Origin of the sequence: Streptomyces sp. YS-3 (assembly GCF_045257485.1) — a bacterium.
Lineage (GTDB): Bacteria > Actinomycetota > Actinomycetes > Streptomycetales > Streptomycetaceae > Streptomyces.
This window is the reverse complement of record NZ_JBJHPC010000815.1, coordinates 1-2,477: the sequence shown is the minus strand read 5'-3', so window position 1 is coordinate 2,477 and position 2,477 is coordinate 1. Positions and strand designations below refer to the sequence as shown.

General features: G+C 74.8%; 2 protein-coding genes. Both read left to right on the top strand.

The genetic code is table 11. The features are described from left to right. Positions 1-409 precede the first annotated feature (409 nt). Complete coding sequence (locus ACJA3G_RS35120) at positions 410-1,537, top strand: sensor histidine kinase (protein WP_406557079.1); 1,128 nt, start codon at positions 410-412, stop codon at positions 1,535-1,537. Beyond that, positions 1,534-2,160 (top strand): response regulator, encoded by a 627-nt coding sequence (locus tag ACJA3G_RS35115; RefSeq protein ID WP_406557078.1) that lies wholly within the window; start codon positions 1,534-1,536, stop codon positions 2,158-2,160. The genes ACJA3G_RS35120 and ACJA3G_RS35115 overlap by 4 nt, the downstream gene beginning before the upstream one ends. The last annotated feature ends 317 nt before the right edge of the window (positions 2,161-2,477 follow it).

The following is a 2,477-nucleotide window of genomic DNA, read 5'->3' as shown; positions in this document are numbered from 1 at the left end:
TCCTGGCGGGGGCGGCGGCGCTGGCGCCGACCGCGCCGAAGGTGCCGGCGGCGAGGGCCGCCGCGGCGAGCGCCCCGACGACGATCTTCCTGGTGCGGCGGGGGCGGACGGCGTTCGTGTCGGCGCTCGTGTCGGTGTTCGTGCTGATGTCCGCGTTGATGTCCGTGTTGGTTTCCATGCTTCGATCGTGGGCCCGGTGGGGTCGCCGCACGGTCGGCGCACCGGCTGCTCCCCGGGCGCGGACCGGTCGATCCGGCCGTCAACCGATCGGCTGATGCGGGGCCGGCCGGACCGGGTGAGGATGAGTACGGATACGTACGTACGCGCAGGTCAGGAGCGGACAGTGGAGGCAGGGGCGGAGCCGCGCACCGGGGCGCCGACGGCCGAGGAGCGCTGGCTGCCCGCGGTGATGCACGTTGCCTTCTTCCTGTTGCTCGGCGCCTCGCTCACGCGTTTCCTGATCCGCCACCCCGGCGACGGCCGCACCGTGTGGATCGTCGCGCTCTCGGCGGCCCTGGCCGCGCTGTACGTCCTCGGGCCCGCCCTGGGGCCGCGGCCCACCCCCCGGCGGCTGGGCTGGCTCGGGGTGGTGGTGGCGGTGTGGATGGTGCTGGTGGTGCTCGCGCCGAGCTTCTCGTGGTGCGCGGTGCCGCTGTTCTACACCGGGCTGCGGACGCTGCCGACGCGGGCGGCGCTGGTGCTGGTGGCGCTGCTGACCGCGTTCGTGGTGGCCGCGCAGCTGATGCTGGCCGACGGGATCGACCCCAACCTGGTGGTCGCGCCGCCTGCCGTCGCGGCCGTCGCCACCGCCGTCTTCGTCCATATGCAGCGTCAGGGGGACCGGCAGCGCCTCCTCATCGACGACCTGCTGCGCACCCGGCGCGAACTGGCCGCCACCGAGCGGCGCGAGGGCACCCTCGCGGAGCGCCAGCGGCTGTCCATGGAGATCCACGACACGCTCGCGCAGGGCCTGTCCAGCCAGCAGATGCTGCTCCAGGCATCCGAGCGGGTGTGGGAGTCCGACCCGGCGGCGGCCCGCCGCCACGTCCGTACGGCCGAGTCGATCGCGGAACGCAACCTGGCCGAGGCGCGCCGCTTCGTCCACGATCTCGCGCCCGCGGAGCTGGCGGCGGGCGGCAGCCTGCCCCGGGCGCTGCGGGCGCTGGCCGCGCGGGCGGCGGCCGAGTCCGGCCTGGACGTACGGCTGCACGTGGACGGGGCGCCGACGGCCCTGCCCGACCGGGTCGAGTCGGCGCTGCTGCGGATCGCGCAGGGGGCGCTGGCGAACGTGACCGAGCACGCGCGGGCGGCCACGGCCGCGCTCACCCTCACCTATCTGGGTGACCAGATCGTGCTGGACGTGGCGGACGACGGGCGCGGGTTCGCGGTCGCGGACGTGGCGCCCCGGGACGGCCGGGGCCATGGACTGCCCGCGATGCGGGCACGGGTGCGGCAGCTCGCGGGGACGCTGACGGTGGAGTCGGCGCCCGGCGAGGGCACGGTGCTGTCGGCGGCGATCCCCCTGGAGGAACGGTGAACGCGGTGGTGCGGATCCTGTTGTGCGACGACCACGCGGTGGTACGGGCCGGGCTGCTCGCCCTGCTCGGGAGCGAGCCGGACATCGAGGTGGTCGGGGAGGCGGGCAGCGGCGAGGAGGCGGTCGCGGCGGCGGCCCGGGTACGGCCCGACGTCGTACTGATGGACCTTCAGCTCGGCCCCGGCATCGACGGGGTCGAGGCGACGCGGCGGATCGCGGGGACGGGGGTGCGTGTGCTCGTCCTGACGACGTACGACACGGACGCGGACATCACCCGGGCGATCGCGGCCGGGGCGACGGGGTATCTGCTGAAGGCCGAACGCCCGGAGGAGCTGTTCGCGGCGATCCGCGCGGCGGCGCAGGGCCGCACCGCGCTGTCGCCGCCGGTGGCGAGCCGGGTGATGGAACGTATGCGGGGCACGGGCGCCCCCACCCTCACCGACCGCGAACTGGACATCCTGGCGCAGCTGTCACGGGGCCTGGGCAACCGGGAGATCGCGCGGGCGCTGTTCATCAGCGAGGCGACGGTGAAGACGCATCTGGGGCGGATCTACGAGAAGTTGGGGGTGGAGACGCGGGCGGGGGCGGTGGCGAGAGGAAAGGAACGACGCCTGCTGCCGTGAGGCGCGGCCCCCCGGAGGCTGCCCGGTTTCTGGCTGCGGGTTGTGGTGGGCYGGTCGCGCAGTTCCCCGCGCCCCTRAAGGCCTGTGGCTGAGCCARCTGYTCSGGCTGCGGCCGACCCCCTRAGGGGCGCGGGGAACTGCGCGAGCAACCCAAAGCGACCCGCGGACAAGRTCCGGCCCTTCAAGGGGCGCGGGGAACTGCGCGACCAGCCACCCACCGGCCCGCAGGCGAAGTCCCGGCCGAACAGGGGCGCGGGGAACTGCGCGACCAGCCACCCACTCACCCGCAGACGACCCCCGGGCACAACAACCAACCC

What these genes read in the sequence shown, in the direction of transcription:
- ACJA3G_RS35120 (WP_406557079.1), top strand. Translation starts at nt 410, where the DNA reads ATGCACGTTGCCTTCTTCCTGTTGCTCGGCGCCTCGCTCACGCGTTTC.